Consider the following 23,115-nt stretch of genomic DNA (forward strand, 5'->3'; position numbering starts at 1 on the left):
TAAAGGCCCTGTGGCTGTCTGAGCGCAAGCGCGTTCCACAGGGCCCGCCGGCTGCGAGAAGCGCAGGGCAGCCCGAAGGGCCCCGGGACGCGGGCGGTTTCTTTTGGTTCGTTTTCTTGTCCGCACAAGAAAATGAACACAGACCAATGGGAGTTGTAAATCCCGGTCTATTACCGGGATGCCCGCCAAAATTCCATTCTGCGAAAACACCGTAGGGCGGGGTAAAATGCTTTTTAAGGACCTTTAAAAAAGCACCTTTTGGCTGCCAATTTATGGAAATACCGATCCTCAAAGAGGCCGTGGTCATCTTCGGCCTGTCCATCGGCGTCATTCTCGTCTGCCATCGTCTCCGCATTCCGGCCATCATCGGTTTTCTAATCACCGGGGTGGTGGCCGGACCCCACGGCCTGAGGCTGGTGGGTGCGGCCCACGAGGTCGAGATGCTGGCCGAGATCGGGGTCATCCTGCTGCTCTTCGTCATCGGCATGGAGCTCTCCTTCACGGAGCTTTTGCGTCTGAAGAAGCCCGTTTTCCTGGGTGGCACCACCCAGGTGCTTTTGACCATCATTGTCTTCGACGCCCTGGCCCTGTTACTGGGCTTTTCCATGGGCAAGGCGGTCTTTGCCGGGTTTTTGGTGGCCCTTTCCAGCACCGCGGTCGTACTCAAAATCCTTTCCGACCGGGCGGAGATGAGCACCCCGCACGGCCGCATCGGTCTCGGTATTCTGATTTTCCAGGACCTCATCGTGGTGCCCATGATGCTGCTGGTGCCTTTCCTCTCCGGCCAGGCAGGCGACCTGGGGCCCTCTCTGCTGCTGCTGGTGGGCAAGTCGGTGGGGATCATCGCGCTGCTCTATGTCCTGGGCAAGGTCGTCATCCCCCGGGTGCTGTTGCTGGTGGTACGCACCCGCAGCCGGGAGCTGTTTCTCATGACCACCCTGGGGCTCTGCTTCTCCATCGCGCTGCTGACCTCCAAGATGGGCCTGTCGCTTTCCCTGGGGGCCTTCCTGGCCGGGCTGCTGATGTCCGAGTCGGAGTACTCCCTCTCCGCCCTGGAGGGCATCCTGCCTTTTCGGGACGTCTTTACCAGCGTCTTCTTCGTTTCCATCGGGATGCTCCTGGACCTGAACTTCTTTTTCGGCAACCTCGGGCTGGTGCTGACGGTCACCCTGGCCGTGCTGCTGGTCAAGGGCGTCATCGTCTCGATGGCCGGGCTGGTCCTGGGCTTTCCGCTGCGGGTGGCGGCCCTGACGGGACTCAGCCTCTGCCAGATCGGTGAGTTCTCCTTTGTCCTGGCCGGGGTGGGGATGACCTATGGGCTGATGGCCGCATCCGAGTACCAGCTCTTCCTGGCGGTGGCCATCGTGACCATGTCGCTGACGCCCTTTCTGATCATGGCCTCGCCGCGCTTCTCCGACTTTCTGGCTGCCAAACTGCCCTGGGGTGCCGGCCCCCTGGTCCCCGCCGGCAACGGTTGCGAGACCGAAACCCCCGAAGACCACCTGATCATCGTGGGCTTCGGCATCGGTGGACGGCATCTGGCGCGGGCCGCCAGGATGGCCGGGATCCGCTACGTGGTGCTCGAGATGAACCCCGACACGGTGCGCAACGAGGGCGCCAAGGGCGAGCCGATCTCATACGGTGACGCGGCCCAGCCCGCGGTGCTGGCCCATGCCGGGGTGGCCCGGGCGCGCATTCTGGCCGTGGTGATTGCAGACCCGGCGGCCATCCGGCGCATCACCGAGGCCGCGCGCAGGGCCAACCCGGCCCTGCGCATCGTGGTGCGTACCCGTTTTGTGACCGAAATCCAGCCGCTCAAGGAACTGGGTGCCAACGAGGTGGTGCCCGAGGAGTTCGAGACCTCCATCGGGATTTTCACCCGGGTCCTGGCCACCTACCTGGTGCCGGTGCGCGAGATCGAACGCTTCGCCGCCGAGGTGCGCGGCGAGAACTACGGTTTTTTGTGCGAAACCGGTTCCCCGGACCAGTCCTTCTGCAGCGTCAGGGACGTGCTGACCGGACACGAGGTCGTCTCGCTGGTGGTGGACCCGGGCGCCCCCCTGGTGGGCAAGAGCCTCAAGGAGGCGGCCCTGCGCCAGGTCCACGGCCTGACCGTGGTGGCCGTCAGACGCGGCGACCAGACCATCGCCAACCCCGAGGCCGACTTCCGGTTGCGGGCCGCCGACCTGGCCTACGTGTTCGGCGAGCACCGGCGCGTGCTGGGAAAACTGCACCTGTTCCGAAAGCCTGAGCCGGACCACCCTGCGGAGCCGGTCTGAAGGCCGCCGGATCCCTCCGGGCCGCGGCCGAAAACCAGACCCCACCGGGGGTCCCTTCCGGGAGAAGTGAGACCCTTTTCATAATTTGTCTTGACAACTTGACCAATATTTGCCACTCTCATCCCACCCGGCCGCCGCAAGGGTTCCGGTCAACGCCAAAAACTCTTTTTTCAGAATACCCTATGGAGCTCCGGCGCCATGCCCGAGACCCGCACCGAAATTCTCAATCCCCAGTCGCCGCTGCCCCTTTACCACCAGCTGGCGGAGCTGCTGGCCGGCAGGATCCGCAGCGGGGACTACCTGCCGGGGGCCCGGATCCCTTCCGAACACCAGCTGGCGGCGGCCTTTGCCATCGGGCGGCCCACCGCCCGCCAAGCCATCGAGGTCCTGGTGCGCAGGGGGCTGGTGGTGCGCCGGCGCGGATCGGGCACCTACGTGCGGGAGCCACGCCGGGAGGTGGACCTGTTTTCGCTGGACGGCACCAGCGCCTCGTTCCACCGCAAGGGCCTGGCGGTGGAAAGCCGGATCATCGCCCCGCTGGCGCTCAAAACGATCGACGCCGCGGGAGAGAACCCGTTTGCCGGCGAAAAGGCTTATTTTCTGGAGCGTCTCACCTGCGTGGAGGCCGCTCCGGTGCTGATTGAAACCCTCTTTTTGCACCCGGGGCTTTTTGCCGGCCTCGCGGATCTTGATCTGGAGGGCCGCTCGCTTTCGGCGATCGCCGAAGAGCGCTATTTCCTGCGCCCCAACGGCGGCCGGCAGAGCTTTCAAATCGCCTATCTCGACGCCGGGCGGGCGCGTCACCTGCAGGTGACACCGGAAACCCCCGTGCTCGCCGTCACCCGCCTGCTGCACTTCCCCCAGGCCCAAAACGGCGTTTTTTCGGAACTTTACTGCCGCACGGATCAATTCGTCTTTTCGCAAAACATCGGAGGACCTGGTGATGCATAAACGGGGCTATTATGCCGAATTCGGAGGGGCGTTTCTACCGGAGATCCTGAACGCGACCTTTGACGAACTGGAGGCGGTCTTCGAGGCCGCCAAGGCCGATCCCGACTTCTGGCCGGCCTACCAGGATGTCATGGCCACCTACTCCTGCCGCGCCACGCCACTGACCTTCGCGGCCAACCTCACCCGTCATTTCGGCGGGGCGCGCATCTACGTCAAGCGCGAGGACTTAAACCACACCGGCGCCCACAAGGCCAACAACGTCATGGGCCAGGGGCTGCTGGTCAAGCGCATGGGCAAAACGCGGGTGATCGCCGAAACCGGCGCCGGCCAGCACGGGGTGGCCACCGCCACCATGGCGGCGCGCTTCGGCTTCGAGTGCACCATCTACATGGGCGAAGTCGACGTGGAGCGCCAGCGCCCCAACGTCTTCTGGATGGAGCGCCTGGGCGCCACGGTGGTGCCGGTCCGCAACGGCACCCGCATCCTGAAGGATGCCATCAACGAGGCCTTCCGCGACTGGGTCGGCAACATGGACACCACCCACTACGTCCTCGGGACGGCCTGCGGCCCGCACCCCTTCCCGGAGATGGTGACCTATTTCCAGTCGATCATCGGCCGCGAGGCCCGGCGCCAGATTCTCGAAAGGGAGGGCCGGCTGCCCAAGCGGGTTTATGCCTGCGTGGGCGGCGGCTCCAATGCCATGGGGCTTTTTTCGGGGTTTCTGGACGACCCGGTGGAACTGGTGGGGGTTGAGGCCGGCGGCAAAGGCCTCGCTTCGGGCCGGCATGCCGCGCGCCTGTGCTCGGCGGATGCCAGCGTGGGGGTGGCCCAGGGCTACCGGACCTTTTTCCTGCAGGACAGCGACGGTCAGATGCGCGAGACCCACAGCATCTCGGCCGGACTGGACTACGTGGGGGTCTCCCCGATCCTGGCGAATTTCAAACAGTCCGGCCGGGCGCGCTTCGAGGCCGCCACCGATGCCGAGGTGCTGGAGGCCTTGAGCCTGACCATGCGCCGGGAGGGTCTGATCCCGGCCCTGGAGTCGGCCCACGCCTTTGCCCAGGCCTTCAAGGAGGCGCCGGACATGACCCCCGAGGACATCGTCATCATCAACCAGTCCGGGCGCGGCGACAAGGACATCTTCACCATCGCCGAGGCCTTCGAAGACCCCGCCTGGCGGGAGTTCATCAAACACAAGGCGGAGCAATACGATGCTTGAAACCTACCTGCGACGTCAACGCGAGAAAAAAGAGATCTTGTTGATGACCCACATCGTCGTCGGCTACCCGTCATTCGAAGCGTCATTTGAGATCGTCAAGGCCATGGTGGCGGCCGGGGTCGACCTGATGGAGCTGCAGATCCCGTTTTCCGAGCCCATCGCCGACGGGCCGGTCATCCTGCGGGCCAACCAGGAGGTCCTGGCCCGCGGCGCCCGGGTGCGGCAGGCGCTGGCGTTTGCCGAGCGCGCGACCGCGGCCTTCGACATCCCGTTTCTGTTCATGACCTACTGCAACATCGTCTACAAATACGGGGTGGCGGAGTTCGCCGCCGAGATGTCGCGCATCGGCATGGCCGGGGCCATCGTGCCCGACCTGCCGCCGGAAGAGGGAACGACCTATCTGGCCGCCATGCAGACGCACCAGCTGGCGCCGATCTTCATCTTTTCGCCCACCACCGGTCAGGAGCGCATGCGGATGCTGGCCGGGCATGGCCGCGGCTTCATCTACTGCGTGGCCCGCAAGGGGGTCACCGGCCAGCAGACGACGTTTTCGGAAGCCCTGGAGGATTACCTGGCACGCTGCCGCCAGGCGACGGACCTGCCGCTGGCGCTGGGCTTCGGGGTCAAGGACCGCTCGGACATCGATTTTCTCAGGGGCAAGGCGGATATCGCCGTGATCGGCACCGAAACCATCCGCCTGGTGGACGAACACGGTGTCGGGGCGGTGGAGGGGTTTATCCGCGGGCTGCAACCCTGATGGCGGCGCAAAAAATTCAATTTCTGCGTTGCGCTGCATCTCGAAGTCGCTGCGGCGTACAGTAGTACGCCTCACACCGCTGAGATTTGCGCGCCGTAACTTGAACTTTTTTCACCGCCATCTCAAAATTTGATTTTTACCGGTCCCTCAATCCTGACCGCAGCCGCCGCCGGCAGCCGGGGCGGATCAGGCCGATAGCGCGGCGGTTATCTTGGCCACGGCGACCTTTTCCTGGGCATTGGGTTCGCGGCCGAGCATCCCGATCCCTGCCCGCAAGAGCGCTAGGGCCTCGCGGCGGTCTTGGGCGCTGGGCAGCAGCCGGGGCAGGGCGGCGATGGCCGCGTCGGTGTCGGTTTGCAGGATGCGCGCCTGGGTCTGGACCAGGTCCCGCAGCTCGCCCGGGCTGATATCCCGGGTGCGCCGGTTCGTCCGGGTCAGCCGGCCCGCCATGACGTAGCCCGTGCGCTGCAGTTCGAAATCCGCCAGCAGCAGGGCCAGTACGATGCGCACGGCGGCCTCCCGGAATCCCCCCTTGCCCATCGCCTGCCGCAGACCATCGGCATCCCGCCGGCGCAGGGCCTCGACGCGCCGGGCGCCGTCCTCGGCGTCCGCTGCCGGGGCTGGATAAGTGGTCTTCACCCACGGGTTCTCGTAGATCGCCCGAAAAAGCTGCTCCCAGAGGCTGTCCCGCATATCCCGGTAAAAATTGAGGCCGTTTTCGATGTTCTCCGCGACGCGCTTTTCCATGCGGCGATAGACGTTGGTCTCTGCCGCCGGTTGGCGATTGCCGTTGCGGATGATCGACGCCCACATGTTGACCGGGATCAGCCAGGGGTTGAGATCGCAAAAAAGCCAGCGCTGCGCCCGCAGCGGGTGCAGCTGCCGCAGGATTTCGGCCGAGGATTCGCTGCTGGCCAAGCGCACCCAGGGGGCCAGGGCGAAGCGGTAGAGGGCGTCGTTTAGCTCCGAGACCCTCTTGACCCCGTAAAAGGCCAGCTCCTCCTCGGGGCGGTCGTCGATGGCCAGGAGGTCTTCGGTGGTTTTTTCCACGAAGCGCACCTGGTATTCGGCGGGACTTTCGGGGTCGTCCTCGATGATCATTTCGTAGAGGCCCGGCGGCAGGTAGTCAAGCATGGTGAAGCTCGCGATGATCTCCTTGTGGTCCCGGCGCGCGATCCTGGCGGAAACGAAAATCCCCAGGTGGCCGATATCTTCGTGGGTGTGGACCACGATGACCTGCCGCCGGCGCCGGATCTCGCCGGCGCTGCCGTAGGCGCGCACGATCCAGTTGAATGCCTGTTGGGGCGGGGTGATGTTGTCGCCGAAGGAGGCGAAGACCACCACCGGCTGGTTGTTGGCCTTGAGGTCGATGCGCTTGCCCGGGGCCAGTTCGAATTCGCCGCGCTCCAGTTTGTTGCCCACGAAAAGGCCGTCGACGATGGTGTGGATCTCTTGTCCGGTCATCAGGAAAAAGCCGCCCCACCATTTCTCGAAGGTCAGGTAGCGCTCGACTTCGGTGTCGATCTTGGCATACAGGTTGTAGGACTTGGACCAGAGGGTGTTGGCCGGGTTGAGATTCTCGAAATTGGCCACCAGGTTGGCGCCGTCGAAGATGTCGTTGCCCAGATCGCTCAAAAGGGAGTTGAACCACACCCCCCCCAGCAGCCCCCCCAGGTAGCGCATCGGGTTGGCGCCCTCCACCCCGCCCCAGTAGGAGAGCGGCGAGCCGTTGAAGACCATCGGGCCGATCAGCTCCGGCCTTTCCGCGCCCACTAGGGCGGCCGCCCAGCCCCCCTGGCAGTTGCCGACCACCGCCGGCTTGGGGGCGTCGGGGTGGCGCCGGCGGACCTCTTCAACGAAGCGGATCTGCGCGTTGCGGACATCCTCCAGGGTCTGGCCCGGCACCGGACGGGTTTTGAAGATCATGAAGTACACCGGGTGTCCGGCGTCCAGCGCCATGCCGATCTGGGAATCCTGCTTGGAGCCGCCGATCCCCGGGCCGTGGCCGGCCCTGGGGTCGATGATCACGATCGGCCGACTGGTCGCCCGCGGGGCTTTTTCGGCCACCTGGGGTTTGTGGCGTCGGTCGCCCGCGGGGTCCCGGCGGTCCAACGCGGCGGCCGGTGGCGCCGCTTGCTGGCGACGATCCGGGTGCTGCGGGCTGCGCCGGTCCAGGATACGGATCAGGGAGTAGTTCACCGGCCGCTCCAGTTCGGTGCCGGAAAGGACCCCTTCGTACTCGAAAACCAGCACCGGCGGCTGGCCCCGGCGCAGGTGGCTCAAATAGATGTTGCCCCGCTGGCGCATCACGTCCCAGAAGAGAATCGTGCGCTGGAGGGTGTCCACCGCGTAGGGGAAGGCATCCTGAATCCAGCCGAGGGGGGTTGTGGGTAGGTTTTGCATGCGCCCGTCTCCTTTCGGGGAAGTCATGTGGTCTGAGTTTTTTTTGCGACCACCCGTTTCTATTGTCAATAAAATTTAGTATAGCCCTTCCCAGAGGCAAACGGAAATACAAATCACGGCCGGACCTGTTTTTGCCGGCGGCGCAAAGCGGCGGCCGGGCGGCGGGTTTGCGGGGAGGAAACCGTGATGGCTGAGATTGTCGATCTTGCGGGCTACCGTTCGCGCCTGCTGGTCAGGAAGGCCTTTGGCGCCTGGTCCAGGCGCTTCGGCGGGACCTTCGGCGAGGACACCCGGCTGAAGGACTTATCGGACAAATGCCTCTATGCCTTGGCGCTTCCTGGGGAGCAGGGCAATGCGGCATTCTACGAGTTGATCATGGGGGTTCTGGAACTCGGGGCTGCCAGTATCTTTCCCTACCTGGATGGCGGGGATAAAATGCGGGTGGTGGATATCCATCTCTTCCTGGCGGACCAAGTGCGCTTTGAATTGATGCGGCGCTTGGGATGGCTCAGCGCCTACCCCACCCAAGAATTCGGCCTGCTGGAGATGGTCCGGGAGTTTGGCCGGGTCCAAGCGGCCGTCGGCGGCCAGTCGCCCCAACTGGCCGACAGCCATCCGGAGTACGGGCACTATCAGCGCCTGCACCAGCGCGAAAAGGAGACCTTCGTGCGTCGCAAATTGCCCGACGCCCTGGCAACCTTTCAAAAGCACCTGCTCTGAGGCTTCCCGGGCCTTGGGCTCCCGGCAAAAAGCAATTCCACAGCGCGCTCGTCTTTTTGCCCGCTACCGGCGTTGGATCCGCCGACACCAACGGGGAGCTCCGCGTCCGCGGCGGTCTTGCCAAGAAAAGAGATGGACCTCTACCTTCTGAAAAAAATCATCACGCCGTTTGTGCTGCTGCCGGGTCTCTTCGTTCTCCTCTTCCTTCTTGCCGGCCTGCGCAGCCTTTGGCGCGGCCGCCCGGGGCGCGGGCTGGCGCTTGCGCTGATTGCGGCCGCGCTTTGGATCCCGGCGATCCCGCCGATGGCCGACAAACTGCTGCGCCCGCTGGAGGCCGGCTTGACGATACCCGAGAATCCCGAGGGCGATGTGATCATCATGATGGGGGGTGCGGTTTACGAAGGATCGCCGGATCTGAGCGGGATCGGCATCCCTTCCGAAGGCACCTGGGCGCGGATCGTCACGGTGGTCCGGCTGCAGCGGCGGCTGGGGGTTGCGGTGATACTGAGCGGCGGCCAGGTCCATCCCGCGCAGGCGCCCATGGGGCCTATCTACCGCCGCTTGCTGACGGACCTGGGTGTGCCGCGGGAGATGATCCTGGTGGAGGGCGAAAGCCGGGACACCCTTGAAAACGCAGCGTTCTCCAAGGCGCTCTGCCAGGCCCAGGGGTTCCGGCGGCCGATCGTGGTGACCTCCGCGCTGCACGTCCGGCGCACGCGGCTGAGCTTTGAAAAGGCCGGGCTGGCGGCCCTCTTTTTCCCCACCGGTTTCCGCACCTGGGAAAATAAAACTTACAGCTGGCCGGCTTATCTGCCCCAGAGCTACGACCCGATCTCAGATGCCCTGCACGAATATCTCGGGCTTTTGGCATATCGCTTTCTGTATTGATTCGGGAGGCGAAAAAATGATCGAAAACTGCCATGATCTCAAGCAGCGCCATAGTTTCGCGGATTATCTCTACTGGATCCTGATGGCGGCGGTCCCGCTGCTGATCGCAGCCATGGCCATCGCCGCGGTCTCGGCTCTCTGGCTGGGGGTCTACCTGCTGGTGCTGCTGGCAGGCCTGCTGATGCTCTGCCGGTTTTTCTGCAGCCACTGTCCGCACTACGCCCGCACCGGCAAAACCGTCAAATGCCTGTTTCTGTGGGGCCTGCCCAAGTTTTTCGAACCCCGCCCGGGGCCCCCGGGATGGCGCGCCAAGGGGCTTTCGCTGCTGGCCGCGGTGGTCATGGTTCTTTTCCCGCTCTACTGGCTGCTGGATCAGCCGGGGCAGCTTTTGATCTATGCCGCCGCGCTGACCGCCGTGGGCATGACGTTGCGGCGTTATGAATGCAGCCGCTGCATCTATCGCGACTGCCCGGCCAACCGGGTGCCGGCCGTGCGTCGGACCGAGGCCGACGCCTGAACCCGGTTCGAGGCGGGACCGCCCGCAAAGGAAACGGCCCAAAGGGTCTCAGCCTGCGGGGCCGCCCCCCGGGCAAACCCATCCGGATCTTGTCTGTGAAACGCCCATGATCGTGTTGGACAGCCTCTTGCCGGTTTTTGCCCTGATCTTGCTGGGAAACCGGCTCAAGCACCACCGGCTGACCGATGACACCTTCCTCAAGACCTCCGACCGGCTGGTTTACTTCATCTTCTTTCCGGCCATGCTCTTCTGGAAGATCGGCGGGGGCGGCAGCACCCTGGCCGTCGACTGGCGCTTCTGCGGGACGGCCCTGCTGGCCGTGGCGACGGCCTGCCTGGCCAGCATCTGCTACGCCCTGGTTTTCAAGCTGCCGGCCTTCCAGGTGGGCACCTTTTGCCAGAGCTGCTATCGCTTCAACACCTATATCGGCATGGCCATTGTGCTGACTGCCCTGGGCGAGGAAGGAGCGCAGCATTTCGGGGTTCTGGTCGGTCTCGCCATCCCGCCCATCAACGTGCTGGCCGTTTCCACCCTGATCTGGTTTTCGGACCAGCCGTATTCCGGGCGCCAGCGGGCGTGGATCACCTTCACGGCGCTGGTTTCAAATCCCCTGATTCTGGGTTGCCTGGCGGGGATCCTATACGCGCGCTTAAACCTGGGGTTTCCAGCCTTTCTGGACAACACCCTGCGGCTGACCTCGCTGCTGACCCTGCCCCTGGCGCTGCTGTCAATCGGCGGCAGCCTGACCCTCGGGCAGTTGCGCGGCAATCTCAGCCTGTGTTTGGTGGGGGCGGGTTTCAAACTGCTGCTGCTGCCCCTGGCGGGTTTTTTTCTCTTTCGCTGGCTGGGCGTCGGCCGGCTGGCGTTTCAAGTGGGCATGATCTTCTGCGCCCTGCCCACCTCAACGGCCATTTACGTGCTCTCCTCGCAGCTCAAAAGCGACACCGAACTGGCCTCGGCCTCGATCGTGGTCTCGACGGTGCTCTCTTTTCTATCCCTTTCCGTCGCTTTGCTGCTGCCGACAATTTTCTGAGGCCGGATCCGGCCCGGCCGGGGAAGTTTTCGGATGCCCGGTATCATTGACAATTTCTATCGAAGTGCTGTATAGGAATTTTTACTTCGATCCGAAAAGGATCTTGTAGCCCGGTTTTCGGGGCCCCTCAAGGCCCGTGAAGCCAGAAAACCCGGGGCACGTCCATCTCTTTTCCGCATGCGTTCGGTCGCCGCGATGTCGGTTTTTTACCCCTGCGACAGAGGGGCGCGGTCGCACTGTTGCCGTGACATCGCCGGGATCCGGGGTGCGCCCCGACAGGAAGGAACCCAAGCCAAAATGCGCAAGGCAATCCAGGCGACCGTCTGTTTGCTTTTCCTTTCCCTGCTGACGCCCTTATGCGGCCTCACCGATGACCGGCAATTCTACCCGACAACCCCGCGGCTCAACAACGGTCAAAAATGGCGCATCGGCTACTGCGAGGGCGGCCCCTACCTGGACTACCGCCAAAACCTGGTGGAGACCGTTCGCGCCCTGATGGCGACGGGATGGGTGGAAACGGCGGATATCCCCAGATCCGATGACGATTCCGACACCCGCCGGCTCTGGACCTGGCTGGCCGACGACAGCCGCAGCCGGTTTCTGCGCTTCGTGGCCGATGCCTACTGGTCGTCGGATTGGGACGAGCAGACCGCCCGCCCCCACAACAAGTCCGCGATGCTCAAGCGCCTCAAGACCGGCAACGATCTGGACTTGATGATCGCCATGGGCACCTGGGCCGGGCAGGATCTGGCCAACAGCTACCACCAGGTGGCGGTGGTGGTGGCGGCGGCGGCCAACCCGATACAAGCCGGGATCATCAAAAGCGTCGAGGATTCCGGCTACGATCATGTCCTGGCCAAGATCGACCCCGCACGCTACCTGCGGCAGCTGCGGCTGTTTCACGACATCGTCGGCTTCAAACGCCTGGGGGTGGTCTACGACGACTCCGCTTCGGGGCGGGTTTACGCCAATCTCCAAGATGTCCAGCAGGTGGCCCGGGAGCGGGGGTTCGTGATTGTGGAATGCCAGGCCCAGGATCAGGGCAACACCGAGGCCGAGGCCGCCGCGGCCCTCTACGCCTGCTGGCAGGAGCTCGCACCGCGCATCGACGCCCTCTGGATCACCGTGCACCGCGGCGAAAACCCCCGGTTCATGCCCGAATCGCTGGCGCCGCTTTTTGAACACCGGGTCCCCACCTGGACCCGCCGGGGCAGCGACCAGGTGCGGCGCGGGGTCCTGATGAGCATCTCGCGCAAGAACCTCAGGGGGCTGGGGCAATATTACGCCAGCGTGATCGCCAAGATCTTCAACGGTGCCCGTCCTTGCGATCTGGACCCGGTTTACAAGGAGCCCCTCAAGATCGCCATCAACCTGGAGACGGCCGCACGGATCGGGTACACCCCGCCCCGGGCCATTCTGACCGTGGCCGATGAAATTTACCGCGAGATCGAATCCGGCCCCATGTCCCCCTAAAGGCAGGCTGTCGTTATGGTGTACGCGCACAAATCCCTTTTTTTTCGCGTCATCGCCATCGCCCTTCTCTTCGGGGGCCTTTTCTGGGTTTTTGACGGCGCCTTTTCCTACTATTACTTCCATCGCCATCTGCGCTTCCTGCTGCTCGAGGGGCCCGAGACCCTTCTGGACGCCATCGTTTTCAAGGTGCCCTACCGGGATCTCTTCACGCGGGTTTCCTTCATGGTGGCCGCTTTGCTGGGCGGGCTGATGGCGGCCGGCTTTCTGCAGCGCCTGAAAAAAAGTCAGCTGGAACTCAGCCGCAGCAACGAGGCGGCGCGCGCGATACTCAACGCCACCGCCGACCAGGCTATGCTGCTGGAGACCGACGGCACCATCGTCGCCTGCAATCAGGTGCTCCTGCGGGACCTGGGCAAACCGCGGCAGGAGGTCATCGGTCGCGACCTTTTTGCGTTCATCCCCCACCATCTGGCCGTCACCCGCCGGGCCATGATCCAGGAGGTCGTCGAGACCGGCCTGCCGCGGCAGTTCAGTGACGAAAGCGGCGGGCGCAAGCTGGAAAACCGGATCTTTCCGGTTTTCAACGCCGCCGGTCAGACCTCCCGGATCGTCTATTTCGCCCACGACTACACCGAACGCTGGATGGCCGAGAAAGAGAAGGAAAAACTCAAGGAGCAGCTGTCGCGCTCGCGCAAAATGGAGGCCCTGGGGCTTCTGGCCGGCGGCGTGGCCCACGACCTCAACAACGTGCTCTCCGGGATCGTCAGCTACCCGGAGCTGATTCTGCTGGACCTGCCCCGTGAAAGCCCGTTTCGCAGACCCATCCTGACCATCCAGGAGTCCGGCCAAAAAGCCGCCGCCATCGTCGAGGACCTCCTGACCCTCGCCCGTCGGGGGGTCAACAAAAACGAGGTGGTCAACCTAAACGCCATCGTCCAGGAATACCTCGGCTCGCCCGAATACCAGAAGCTCAAGATGTACCACCTGGAGGTGGAGGTGACATCCGATCTGCCGTCGGATCTGAAAAACATCAACGGGTCGCCGGTTCATCTGAAAAAGACCGTCATGAACTTGGTTTCCAACGCCGCCGAGGCCCAGCCGGATGGCGGGTGCATCCGGATAGCGACCGAAAACCGGCTGTTGGAGGACAGTGTCCGGGGCTACGACACCATCCGGCCGGGGGAATACGTCGTTCTGCGGGTGGAAGACGAGGGCATCGGAATCGCCCCGGAGGACATGAACCGAATTTTCGAGCCCTTCTACACCAAAAAGGTCATGGGCCGCAGCGGCACCGGGTTGGGGATGGCGGTGGTCTGGGGCACGGTTCAGGACCACCACGGCCACATCAACCTGCGCAGCGCCAAAGGCCGCGGCACGACCTTCGAAATCTACTTCCCGGTCACCCGCAACAAGATGTTCGACAAGCTGGGGGAGCTTCCCCTGCAGGCCTACCTGGGGCGCAACGAATCGATCCTGGTGGTGGACGACATTCCCGAGCAGCGCGAAATCGCCTCCTCGATTCTAAAAAAACTGGGCTACTCGGTGACCACCGCCAGCAGCGGTGAGGACGCTCTCGCCCAGATGAGCCGGTGCCCGGTGGACCTGCTGGTGCTCGACATGATCATGGAGCCCGGGATGGACGGGCTGGAAACCTACCAGCGGGTCATCAAGCGCCATCCGTCCCAGCGGGCGGTCATCGCCAGCGGGTTTGCCGAGGATCACCGGGTCAAAAAGGCCATGGCGCTGGGCGTGACCCACTACATCCGCAAACCCTATACCCTCGAGAAAATCGGGCTGGCGGTCAAGGCGGCCCTGGAGAACTGACCGTGGTGCACAGGGGTCGATGGTCACTGGGGATGGCGCTGCTGGTCGGGGTTTGGCTGCTGGCGGCGGTGCCGGCGGCGCCGGCGGGGAGGGCTTTTCGCCTGGGCTACCTCGAAGGCGGTGCCTACTGGACCTACAGCCAGACAGCGGAGGCCCTGCGTCTGGAGCTCCAGCAGCGGGGCTGGGGGCAGCGGATCGACTACCCCGGCGACGCCCACTTCAGTCCGGGCTGGGAACATGAGGCCGAACTGGCCCGCTGCGCCCGTCACCTGATGGCCCGTGGCGACCTGGACTTGATCCTGGCCGCCGGCAGCGCCGCCACCGCGGCCCTGCTGGCGTGCAACAACGGCCGCACCCCGATCGTGGCCATGGCCGTCGCGGACCCGGTCAGGTCCGGTTTTGTGGTCAGCGAAACCGATTCCGGAATCGATAACTTCACCGTGCGCATCGTTCCCGGGCGCTACCGGCGGATGTTCGAGATCTTTCACACCGAGGTGGGCTTTTCCAAGCTCGGCCTGATGTATCACGACTCGGAAAATGGTCGTCAGTACGCCAACCTGGCCGATGCCCGCGAAGTCGCCGGCGAGCGCGGTTTCGCGATTCTGGCCTATCCCGAGGTGAGCCCGACGGAAACCACCGCGGAGTGTTTGGCCGGCATCCAGAGCCTGATCGCCCAGGGCATGGATGCCTTTTTCATCCCCCCCCTGGTGTGCTTCGACTGGTGCCAGTGCGACGTCGCCCGTCTGCTCGATCTGCTGACGGCACACCGCATCCCGACCTTTGCCCGCGAGGGCCAGCGGATGGTGCAGGCCGGCGCCCTGATGGGATTTGCCAGCTATGATTTCAGCAGCCGGGGCCGGTTTCTGGCCGAGCGCGTGATTCGCATACTGGAAGGCGCCCTGCCGCGGGCGCTGTCCATGGTGGACCATTCGATGCCCAAGATTTCGCTCAACCTGGCGGTGGCCAGGGAAATCGGCTTCGATCCGTCTTTTGATCTGCTGCGGTCCTGCGACGCGGTTTATGACGCCATCAGCCTGCCGGCCGACCGTCTGGTGAAATAGGGTGCGCTGGGCGCCGCGCAAGATCCGCCAAGGTGCCCCGCCGCGCTACCCTCGCCCATGAAATTTCATGCCCAAACCACGCTGGTGGCGCTGGCCATTCTCTGCGCCACCTTGCTGCTCAGCAGCTTTCTGAGCATTGCCGCTTTTGAGAGGATCTATGCCTCTGCCTTGATTTCAACTTACGAGATGGCCGCCAAAAGCCTCCAGCAGAAAATCGAAACCGGATTGAACTTCGGCAAGCCCCTGGGCAGCTTCAGCGGCATGGAGCGTCTTCTGACCGAGGTGCTGGTATTATCCCCTGAAATCACCAACGCCGGCGTCGCCGACCGCGACGGGTGGGTTCTCTATCACACCGACCCGGGCCGGGTGGGGCAGCGCCTCCTTGGGTCACCGGAATCGCAGGCGCCCTTCACTGCGGGCGCCACCCGTCGCAGGGGCAAGGTTTACGCCACCGAGATGCCCCTGCGGCGTCAGGCCCACGACCCGCTCGGGGTCCTTCAGGTCACCTTCTCCCGGGCTCCCCTCCATGACCGGCTTAAAACCATGGCCATCCAGACCCTGGGCGACCTTGTGCCCCTTTTGGCCGCGGCCGCGCTGCTGCTGGCCGCCCTGCTCTTCTTTGGCCTGACCAGACCCTTGAACCACCGGTTGCTGCAGCTTTCCAGGTGGCTGGAGACCCTTGGGCGGAAGGGCTGGGAAGCTCCTCCGGGGTATCCGGCCGCCCGGTGGGCCGACGCCGATGCCAACGGCCGCCTCCGGCGCTATGAACCCGATCAGCTGGCCTTTTGCTTGGCGAATTTTGCACGCCACGCGGGCCGGACCCTGGAAAAGACCGCCGCCCTGCAGACCGAAATCGAAGCGCTTGAAGTACGGCTGACAGCCCTCGAGTCCCAGCTCCGCCTCTCGCCCGGCGCCGGGCGGAAGACGCCATGAGTCACCTGGACATCAGTCTGCGGACCCGGATCTTTCTGGTGGTGATTTTGGTGATTGTCGCCGCCCAGGTGTTCAACGCGCGCCGCAGCGTGGCCCGTTTTCAGACCAGCTACCTCAAAGCCCTGGAGGAGCAATGCCAGCGGCTGGGGGCCTTTCTGGAGCGGGATTTTGAGCACGCACTGGGCCTCGGGGTGCCGCTGACCCGCCTGGGGCGGCTGGAGCAGACCCTGGGTGCGGTGCTGGCCGCCACCCCCGAACTGGCCGTGATCGCGGTTTTGGACGTGGCCGGCAATGTGGTCTGCGCGGTGGCGCCCACGGGTGCGCTGTCGCCTCATCCGGGACGCGCGGGGCTCCCGCCGATCGCGCCGGAGACGTTGCTTGCACTGCGGCGGCTGGGGATTTCGGCGGACGCCCTGGAGACCCGGGTGCCGCTTCGCGCCCCCGGCCAGAGACTGGTCGCCGGCCACCTGTATCTGCGCCTTGCGCCCGATCTCTTGCTGCAACGGTCCCGCGGGATTTGGCTGGACATGCTGACCATCATGCTGGTTTCCCTGCTGGTGACCTTCGAGGCCTTGACCTTTTTTGTGGCCGAGCGCATTGGGCGTCCGCTGGACCGGGTGCTGGCGGCGGTCAACCGCTCGATTTACCGCCAGAGCCCTGTCGTCGACCCGGCCGGGGACCTGACCCCCGCCCTCGGACGGATGGTCTCGGCCTTCAACGGTTGCATGCAGCGCTACCTGGACGCCCTCGCACCGCTGGGAAACCTGCGGCGGCGGGCCGAAGCCGCCCGCCGGCGGCTTGATCAGCTTGCTGTCCGGCCCGCGGCGCCAACGGCCGCCTGCGTTGCAACCGTGGGCACAGCCGATTTGCGTGCGACGGTCGCGGCTCTGCAGCGGCAGGCGGCCGATCTCGTCAGCCGCCTGGCACCGGCCGCCATCCAGGCGCTGCCTTCGGACTGGCGCCGGGTGTCCCGCGACGCCCTGCCGAAGCAGATGCCCTGCGGTTGGATCCGGCCGCTGATCTTTCTCTTTATCATCGCCGATGCCTTCTGCATCTCCTTTTTCCCCCTCTATGTCGAAACCCTCTACGCCCCCGTCCGGGGGGTGTCTCGGGAAGTGGTGATCGGGCTTCCCATTTCGGTTTTCATGGCGGTCTTCGCCCTCAGCATGCCGCTTACCGGTAGCTGGTCGGAGCGCGTCGGCTGGTGCCGGCCGCTGCTGGCGGGCATCGTTTTCAACGCCGTTGGCCTGCTGCTGACCGCCGCTGCGGGCAGCATCGCGCAGTTGGTGGTTTTCCGGGCGGTTACGGCGCTGGGCTTCGGGATGGTGTTCATGGCCTGCCAGCGTTTCGTGATCGACAACACCTCGGTGCGGGAGCGTGCAGTGGGGATGGCGGCTTTTCTGGCGGCCTTTTTCGGGGGAGACATCTGCGGTACGGTAATGGGCGGGGTGCTGGCCGATCGCATCGGCTACCGCAGTATCTTTCTGCTCAGCGGCGGGGTGTCGCTCTTGGCCCTGGCGCTCGGGGTTCTGCTTTTCAGGCACGCCTGGAGGGTCCCGCCCAAACCCGCCGTCCAACGCGGCTGGCCCCTGCGCGGCGCCTTGAAAGTGCTGCTGGACCGCGAATTTTGTGCGGTGGTCTGGTTGCAGGCGATCCCCGCCAAGATCGTTCTGATCGGGGTGCTGTTCTATTTCGTGCCCCTTTACCTGCGCCAGGGGGCCGCCTCCCAGGGGGACATCGGCCGGGTGATCATCTGCTACGGTCTATCCATGGTGTTTCTTGGCCCCCTCTTTTACCGCTGCTGCGATCGTCCGGCCTACCGCAAATACTACATCGGTGTCGGCGGCCTTCTGACCGCCCTTGCGCTGTCGGTTTTTCTCTTTTTTTCCGGCGTGGGGGCGGCGGTCTTCCTGGCCGCGATGCTGGGTCTGGCCCACACCTTTTCGGTGTCCTCGCAGGCCGCCTTCATCACCGAAACCCGGGTGGCCAAAGCCATGGGGGAGGGGGCCGGGATGGGGCTCTTTCGTTTCTGGGAACGGGTCGGCAACGTGGCCGGGCCGCTGGTGGTCGGCGGGTTGATCAGCCGCCTGGGGTATGAAAGCGCGATGGTTGCCCTGGCGGCCTTTTCGCTGGCCGCCAGCCTGGCCTATCTCGCGGTGATTGGCGGGCCCTGGCGCTTGCGGCCTCAGGCCAGGAGGCTCAAATAAACCGCTTCGCCGTTTTTAAGACCCAACAGGGCCATCACCTCCCCGGGCAGGGCGGCGTTGCCGCCGCTCGCCCGGACCGGGTACTGCCCGCCGAAAAAACGGTCCCCGCGCATGAACCCCAGCAGCGCCGACTGGGTGCAGTCCCTGCGGCCCGTTTCCGATACCCGGTAGAAGCGGCCGTTTTTGACGATGCTGATCTCCGCCAGGGGGGCTTCGTAGTGCAGCGCACCGTCCATGGGATCCACCCGCCGGCCGTAGGTGAAGCCGACCTTCTCCAGGATTCGCTGCTCCGGTTTGCCCGAGTCCAGCACCTGGTCCCGGTTGCGCTGCAAACCGCAGCCGTTGGCAGGCAGGCGGATGGGGGTGGCGGGGAAATGGCGCGGGATGAAATCGCGGCGCTTCTGGCGGGTCAATTCAAAGGCCTCGGCGTAGCGCATGCCGGTGAAATGTCCGCCCAGCGCATCCCAGAAACGGTTGGAGCCGTCCGCTGCAACGGGTGCCATCAGCTCCGAGAGCACTGTCGGTTCGAAACGCTGGGGCTGCATCCCCATAAACACGAAGCGGATCAGGCTGATCTGCTTGCCGCGTTTCTCCGGCATGCCGCGGTAGCGCCGGTCGAGCACCAGGCCGCCGATGGCGCTGAGGCCCCCCGTGCGCACCCCGAGGGTCAATTCCTGGCCCTGGGAGGTGTCGCGCACTTCAAAAAAATAATGGGGTGTCCGGGGGGTCGCATAGCGTGCGATGATCAGCGAGGTTCCCACCACCTCGCCGCTGGCGACATCTTCCAGGACGAAGAGATATTCCGCGGATGGCGGCGGGTTGGCGGAAAAGGCCTGGAGGCTGCGGGCGATTTTTATCGTCAGGATGTCTTCGTCCGGCGGCAGGTTTACCAGTGACGCCTGGGGCGCCAGCCTCATCAGGTCTTTCAGATCGCGGCGGGCGGCGCTTCGGATGAGAAATCGGATGTTCATGGGCGGCGGATACCGTTGCGGCAGAGGGGTTCAGGACTGCGGCGGGGTATTTCAGGCCGGGGTTGGGGCAGGGTCGGCGACCCCGAAAGTTCTTGAATTGGGGAGGACAAAAAAGTAGAGTTTCCCAATTTTTACCAAAATTGATGGGCCGATAAAAATTAAAAAATCAGGCAGTTTCGTAGGGACTGAATACACCGCCCGCTATCCGAAATCAAGGATGGCGGCCGCGATTCGGGCCGCGCTGATAGTTTGAAAGAGCTATTTCGGCCACAAACGGCTTGTCCTGATGGACTTTTTTCTTTATGGATCGCCCGAAACATCCGAAATGATAACGGGACTGCGCTAAATGCCGCGTTGGTCGGCGGATCGTCGGGGGCAGAGCAAATCGGTTTGGTAGATAGCCGCGCTGCCTGCACCCGTATCCGACCCTTTCCGGCGCCCCGGCGCTCTGCGGTTGATGCCAAGGCAGGTGATAATGGATAAGGTCCTGATCGTCGATGGTGACCGCGAGAATTTGAAGTTGCTGGAGGAGGGCTTCAGCAAGCTGCACCAGTTCAGGGTGCGCACCATTGCTGACGGGCGCGAGGCGCTGGCGGCCCTCAATCGCGGCAACTTCGCCGTGCTGGTGGCCGATTTGCACGCCCCGACGGTCAGCGGCCTGGAGCTGCTGGCCTATATGACCCAGCATCACCCCGGCACCCCCTGCATCGTCATGTCCGAGAATGGCAAGCCGTGGTTCAAGAAAAAAATGGACCAGCAGAGTTTTCTCTACCACATCGAAAAGCCCTTCGAACTGGGCGCCCTGGCAACCGCCATCTTCATCGGCTTGAATATCAAGGACGAAGGGATCGCCATCAAGAAAGGCATGGCGATGAGCTCTTTTCTGCCGCTGGTGGAGGTTGAAAAGAAAACCTGCCGCATGGAGGTCAAATCCGCCGGCAAAGGCAAGGGGTATCTGTACTTCAACGAGGGCGTTTTGATCGACGCCCACTTCGCGGAGCTCAGCGGTGAACAGGCCGCTCTTGAGATGGCCGGCTGGGAGCGCATCGAAATCCGGTTCGCCGATCTGCCCAAACGCCGCAGCACCGCGCGGCGCGTCAAGACCGAGCTGATGGATATGGCCGGTGCGATCTGGTCCCACCAGAGGCACGCCCCGCCGGCCAGCGGGACGGTGGTGGAGGACCGGGAGATTCACGAGGAGGTCTCCAACCTGCTGGAGGATGACGCTGCCCTCGAGGCGCCGGCCCCCAGCCCCTCTGCGGCGCCCGCGCCCGAGAGCCTGGAGGACAGGCTGAAGCAGCATATCCCTGCGATTTCCGGCATCAAAGGCTTCCGCGCCCTTGCGCTGCTCAATGCCGCCGGCGCCATCCTGCTCGCGGAGGTCGCCGACCAGCAGGTGGATCTGGAGCGCCTGGCCGCCGCCTTCAACGATGTCTTCAATCTCGCGGCGGAAACCACCCCCCAGGAGGGGTTGGGCGAGTGTCGTGAAATGACCTGCCATACGCCCATGGGGGTTGTCCTGATCCTGGATTTCGTCGCCGCGGGCGGCGAGGGCCGCCGTCTGCTGGCGCTGACCGACCCCGAAGGCAACTGGTATCTGCTGAGGTCTCAGCTCAACGAATTGGACCTTGGCGGCGCCGCCTGACCGGCCCCCGCCGATCCCATCGTCGCGGCGGCGCACATCGAGTGTGCCCCAGGCCGCTGTCTTCACGCGCCCCGGACTTGGCCTTTTTCTCGAAACCGTCTGGATTTTGACTTCTTGCCGGCTCACCAAAATTTCAAACTGCTGATCGAGTATGACGGCACCGGCTTCCACGGTTGGCAGCGCCAGCGCAACGCCCGCAGTGTGCAGGCGGAGATCGAGGCCGCCCTGGCGGTCATGACCCGCCAGGCGGTCACCTTAAACGCTTCCGGCCGCACCGACGCCGGTGTGCACGCCCTCGGCCAGGTGGCCAATTTTCGGTGCGAGACCCGTTTGACGGCCGCGGATTTCCTGCGAGGTTTAAACTGCCTGCTGCCCGCCGATGTCGTCATCCGCGGCTGCCAGCCGGCGGCGCTGGAATTTCACGCCCGCTACGACGCCCAGGGCAAGACCTATTGCTACCGGATTTTAAATCGCCCGCTGCCGGCGGCCATCGGCCGCCACTACGCCTGGCATGTCCGGTCGTTGCTCGACCTCACGGCGATGCGGCAGGCGGCAGGCTTTCTGGTGGGCAGCCACGACTTCAAGGCCTTCGAAGGGGCCGGCAGCCCGCGGGCCCACACGGTCCGTGATCTTCGGCGGCTCGAGGTGGTCGCCGGGGAGGGCGGCCGCATCGACCTCACCTTCGAGGCCGACGGCTTCCTGCGCTTCATGGTCCGCAACATCACCGGCACCCTGGTGGCGGTGGGCCTGGGCAAACGACTGCCGGAGACCGTACAGGCCATCCTGCACTCCCGCGACCGCTCCCAGGCGGCGCCCACCGCGCCGGCTTGCGGGCTTTTTCTGGTGGCGGTCCACTACTGAGGTGCCTTGAAAAAAACGACCCCGCCACCAGCCCGCCTTTTTACAGTCCTCGCCCCTGGCCCCTGCTGACTTGACCCGGATAGGCGCTGGCGGATGGGCCTCCCGGGCGATGGGGATCAGGCCGCGTCCGCCCTGGCTTTCATCTGCTGGATGCGTTCGTTGTAAAAGGCGATCACTTCGCGGCGGTTGAGCATGCCCAGCAGAATGCCGTGGTCATCCTCGCTCACCACCGGCAGGCTGTCGATATTGCGCGTGGTGAATTTCTGGAGAACCGAGTTGAGATCGTCAGCCGGGGTGGTGGTGATGATCTGCGAGGTGCCGATATCCCCCATGACCACCAGGTGCTCGATCTCCGGGGAGAAGAGAACGCCGCGGATGTCGGTGCTGGAGAAGATGCTGATCAAACGGCCGTGCTGATCCATGACCGGGAAATAATGCTGTTTGGTGGCTGCAAAGAGTTTTTTGAAGTTCAGGAAGCTCATGTCCTGGGGGATCAGGCTGACTTTCTTGACCAGGTGCATCAGGTCCTGGACCTGGATGGCCTGGAGGATGTCGACGAAAAAATCGCCGGCGTGGGCCGGTGAGGCCAGCTTGTTTTTCACCTGGCGCTGGAAAATCGTCCAGCCCTGGGAGGCCAGGTAGGCCACCGAACAGACCAGCAGACTGGGCAGCAGCAGGTGATAGGAATTGGTCATTTCACTGACGAAGATAATCGTCGAAATGGGGGTGTTGGAAACGGCGCTGAAGAAGCCGGCCATGCCCACCACCACGAAGGCCCCGGGCTGGGTTACGACTTCCGGCAGAAGATCATGGAAAATTTTGCCGACTGCACCCCCCATGGCCCCGCCGATGACGATGGAAGGGCCGAAAACCCCGCCGCTGCCGCCGGAGCCGATGGAAAAGGAGGTGGTCAGAATCTTGCCCAGGGCCAGAGACAGCAGAAACGGGACGGTCAACTCGTTGTGGAGGGCCTGCTGGGCGAAGCCGTAGCCGAAGGCCAGGGTGTGGGGCAGGAAAAAACCGATGATCCCGGTCAACAGACCGCCGATGGCCGGCTTGATATGGTTGGGGATGGTGATCCGCCCGAACACCGCGATGGTGCCGTAAAAGGCCTTGACAAACAGCCAGCCGGTGGCCACCAGGACCAGGGCGAGCACCAGGTAGGGGCCCAGCTCCAGCGGGTTCTGGAATTTGAATGGCGGGGACTCGAACAGCGAGCCCCAGCCATAGACCAAACAGAACAGACAGTAGGCCACCACCGATGAGATGCCCGCCGGGATGATCACCTCGGATTCGAATTCCGGGTCGCGGTAGAGCACCTCGGCGGCGAAGAGCGCCCCGGCCAGGGGCGCCCGGAAGATGCTGCCCACCCC

At 64.2% G+C, this 23,115-nt stretch carries 18 protein-coding genes; 15 read left to right on the forward strand and 3 right to left on the reverse strand.

The genetic code is table 11. The features are described from left to right. Positions 1-272: 272 nt before the first annotated feature. From LJE63_05535 to trpA, 4 genes are all read left to right on the forward strand, one after another. Complete coding sequence (locus tag LJE63_05535; GenBank protein MCG6906069.1) at positions 273-2,279, forward strand: cation:proton antiporter; 2,007 nt, start codon at positions 273-275, stop codon at positions 2,277-2,279. 198 nt (positions 2,280-2,477) lie between these two features. Beyond that, entirely contained in the window at positions 2,478-3,230 is a 753-nt protein-coding gene (locus tag LJE63_05540; GenBank protein MCG6906070.1) for a GntR family transcriptional regulator, read from the forward strand. Further along, positions 3,223-4,449 carry a tryptophan synthase subunit beta gene (gene trpB / locus LJE63_05545; GenBank protein ID MCG6906071.1) on the forward strand — a complete coding sequence of 409 codons (1,227 nt, stop codon included), beginning with the start codon at positions 3,223-3,225 and terminating at the stop codon, positions 4,447-4,449. Before LJE63_05540 ends, trpB begins: the two co-directional genes overlap by 8 nt. Then, on the forward strand, positions 4,442-5,206 hold the full coding sequence (gene trpA / locus LJE63_05550) for a tryptophan synthase subunit alpha (protein MCG6906072.1): 765 nt from the start codon (positions 4,442-4,444) through the stop codon (positions 5,204-5,206). The genes trpB and trpA overlap by 8 nt, the downstream gene beginning before the upstream one ends. A 186-nt stretch (positions 5,207-5,392) precedes the next feature. Here trpA and LJE63_05555 read toward each other — a convergent pair whose 3' ends face one another. Then, positions 5,393-7,609, reverse strand: coding sequence for a DUF3141 domain-containing protein (locus LJE63_05555; protein MCG6906073.1), 2,217 nt, complete (start codon positions 7,607-7,609; stop codon positions 5,393-5,395). Positions 7,610-7,795: 186 nt separating this feature from the next. Here LJE63_05555 and LJE63_05560 point away from each other — a divergent pair, with 186 nt between their 5' ends. The 9 genes from LJE63_05560 to LJE63_05600 all read left to right on the forward strand — a co-directional run bounded on the left by LJE63_05560 (position 7,796) and on the right by LJE63_05600 (position 18,265). Further along, entirely contained in the window at positions 7,796-8,329 is a 534-nt protein-coding gene (locus LJE63_05560; protein MCG6906074.1) for a hypothetical protein, read from the forward strand. A gap of 132 nt (positions 8,330-8,461) precedes the next feature. Next, a complete protein-coding gene (locus tag LJE63_05565) occupies positions 8,462-9,217 on the forward strand; it encodes a YdcF family protein (GenBank protein ID MCG6906075.1) in 756 nt (251 codons plus the stop codon). A gap of 16 nt (positions 9,218-9,233) precedes the next feature. After that, positions 9,234-9,734 (forward strand): hypothetical protein, encoded by a 501-nt coding sequence (locus LJE63_05570; protein MCG6906076.1) that lies wholly within the window; start codon positions 9,234-9,236, stop codon positions 9,732-9,734. A 106-nt stretch (positions 9,735-9,840) separates the two neighbouring features. Continuing rightward, positions 9,841-10,767: an AEC family transporter gene (locus LJE63_05575; GenBank protein MCG6906077.1), complete on the forward strand. Its 927-nt coding sequence runs from the start codon at positions 9,841-9,843 to the stop codon at positions 10,765-10,767. Positions 10,768-11,064: 297 nt separating this feature from the next. Continuing rightward, on the forward strand, positions 11,065-12,240 hold the full coding sequence (locus LJE63_05580) for an ABC transporter substrate-binding protein (protein MCG6906078.1): 1,176 nt from the start codon (positions 11,065-11,067) through the stop codon (positions 12,238-12,240). Between the two features lie 15 nt (positions 12,241-12,255). Continuing rightward, on the forward strand, positions 12,256-14,064 hold the full coding sequence (locus LJE63_05585) for a response regulator (GenBank protein MCG6906079.1): 1,809 nt from the start codon (positions 12,256-12,258) through the stop codon (positions 14,062-14,064). Positions 14,065-14,096: 32 nt separating this feature from the next. Next, positions 14,097-15,125 (forward strand): hypothetical protein, encoded by a 1,029-nt coding sequence (locus tag LJE63_05590; GenBank protein ID MCG6906080.1) that lies wholly within the window; start codon positions 14,097-14,099, stop codon positions 15,123-15,125. Positions 15,126-15,182: 57 nt separating this feature from the next. Then, positions 15,183-16,058 carry a hypothetical protein gene (locus tag LJE63_05595; GenBank protein MCG6906081.1) on the forward strand — a complete coding sequence of 292 codons (876 nt, stop codon included), beginning with the start codon at positions 15,183-15,185 and terminating at the stop codon, positions 16,056-16,058. Continuing rightward, positions 16,055-18,265 (forward strand): MFS transporter, encoded by a 2,211-nt coding sequence (locus tag LJE63_05600; protein ID MCG6906082.1) that lies wholly within the window; start codon positions 16,055-16,057, stop codon positions 18,263-18,265. The genes LJE63_05595 and LJE63_05600 overlap by 4 nt, the downstream gene beginning before the upstream one ends. Here LJE63_05600 and LJE63_05605 read toward each other — a convergent pair. After that, positions 18,244-19,236: an arginine N-succinyltransferase gene (locus tag LJE63_05605; GenBank protein ID MCG6906083.1), complete on the reverse strand. Its 993-nt coding sequence runs from the start codon at positions 19,234-19,236 to the stop codon at positions 18,244-18,246. The genes LJE63_05600 and LJE63_05605 overlap by 22 nt on opposite strands. A 475-nt stretch (positions 19,237-19,711) precedes the next feature. Between LJE63_05605 and LJE63_05610 the strand changes: the two genes are divergently transcribed. Further along, on the forward strand, positions 19,712-20,881 hold the full coding sequence (locus LJE63_05610) for a response regulator (protein ID MCG6906084.1): 1,170 nt from the start codon (positions 19,712-19,714) through the stop codon (positions 20,879-20,881). 114 nt (positions 20,882-20,995) lie between these two features. Continuing rightward, positions 20,996-21,742 (forward strand): tRNA pseudouridine(38-40) synthase TruA, encoded by a 747-nt coding sequence (truA, locus tag LJE63_05615; protein ID MCG6906085.1) that lies wholly within the window; start codon positions 20,996-20,998, stop codon positions 21,740-21,742. Between the two features lie 116 nt (positions 21,743-21,858). Here truA and LJE63_05620 read toward each other — a convergent pair. Next, a partial coding sequence (locus LJE63_05620) for a chloride channel protein (GenBank protein MCG6906086.1) occupies positions 21,859-23,115 on the reverse strand: 1,257 nt, incomplete at its 5' end.

Source organism: Desulfobacteraceae bacterium (genome assembly GCA_022340425.1).
Lineage (GTDB): Bacteria > Desulfobacterota > Desulfobacteria > Desulfobacterales > JAABRJ01 > JAABRJ01.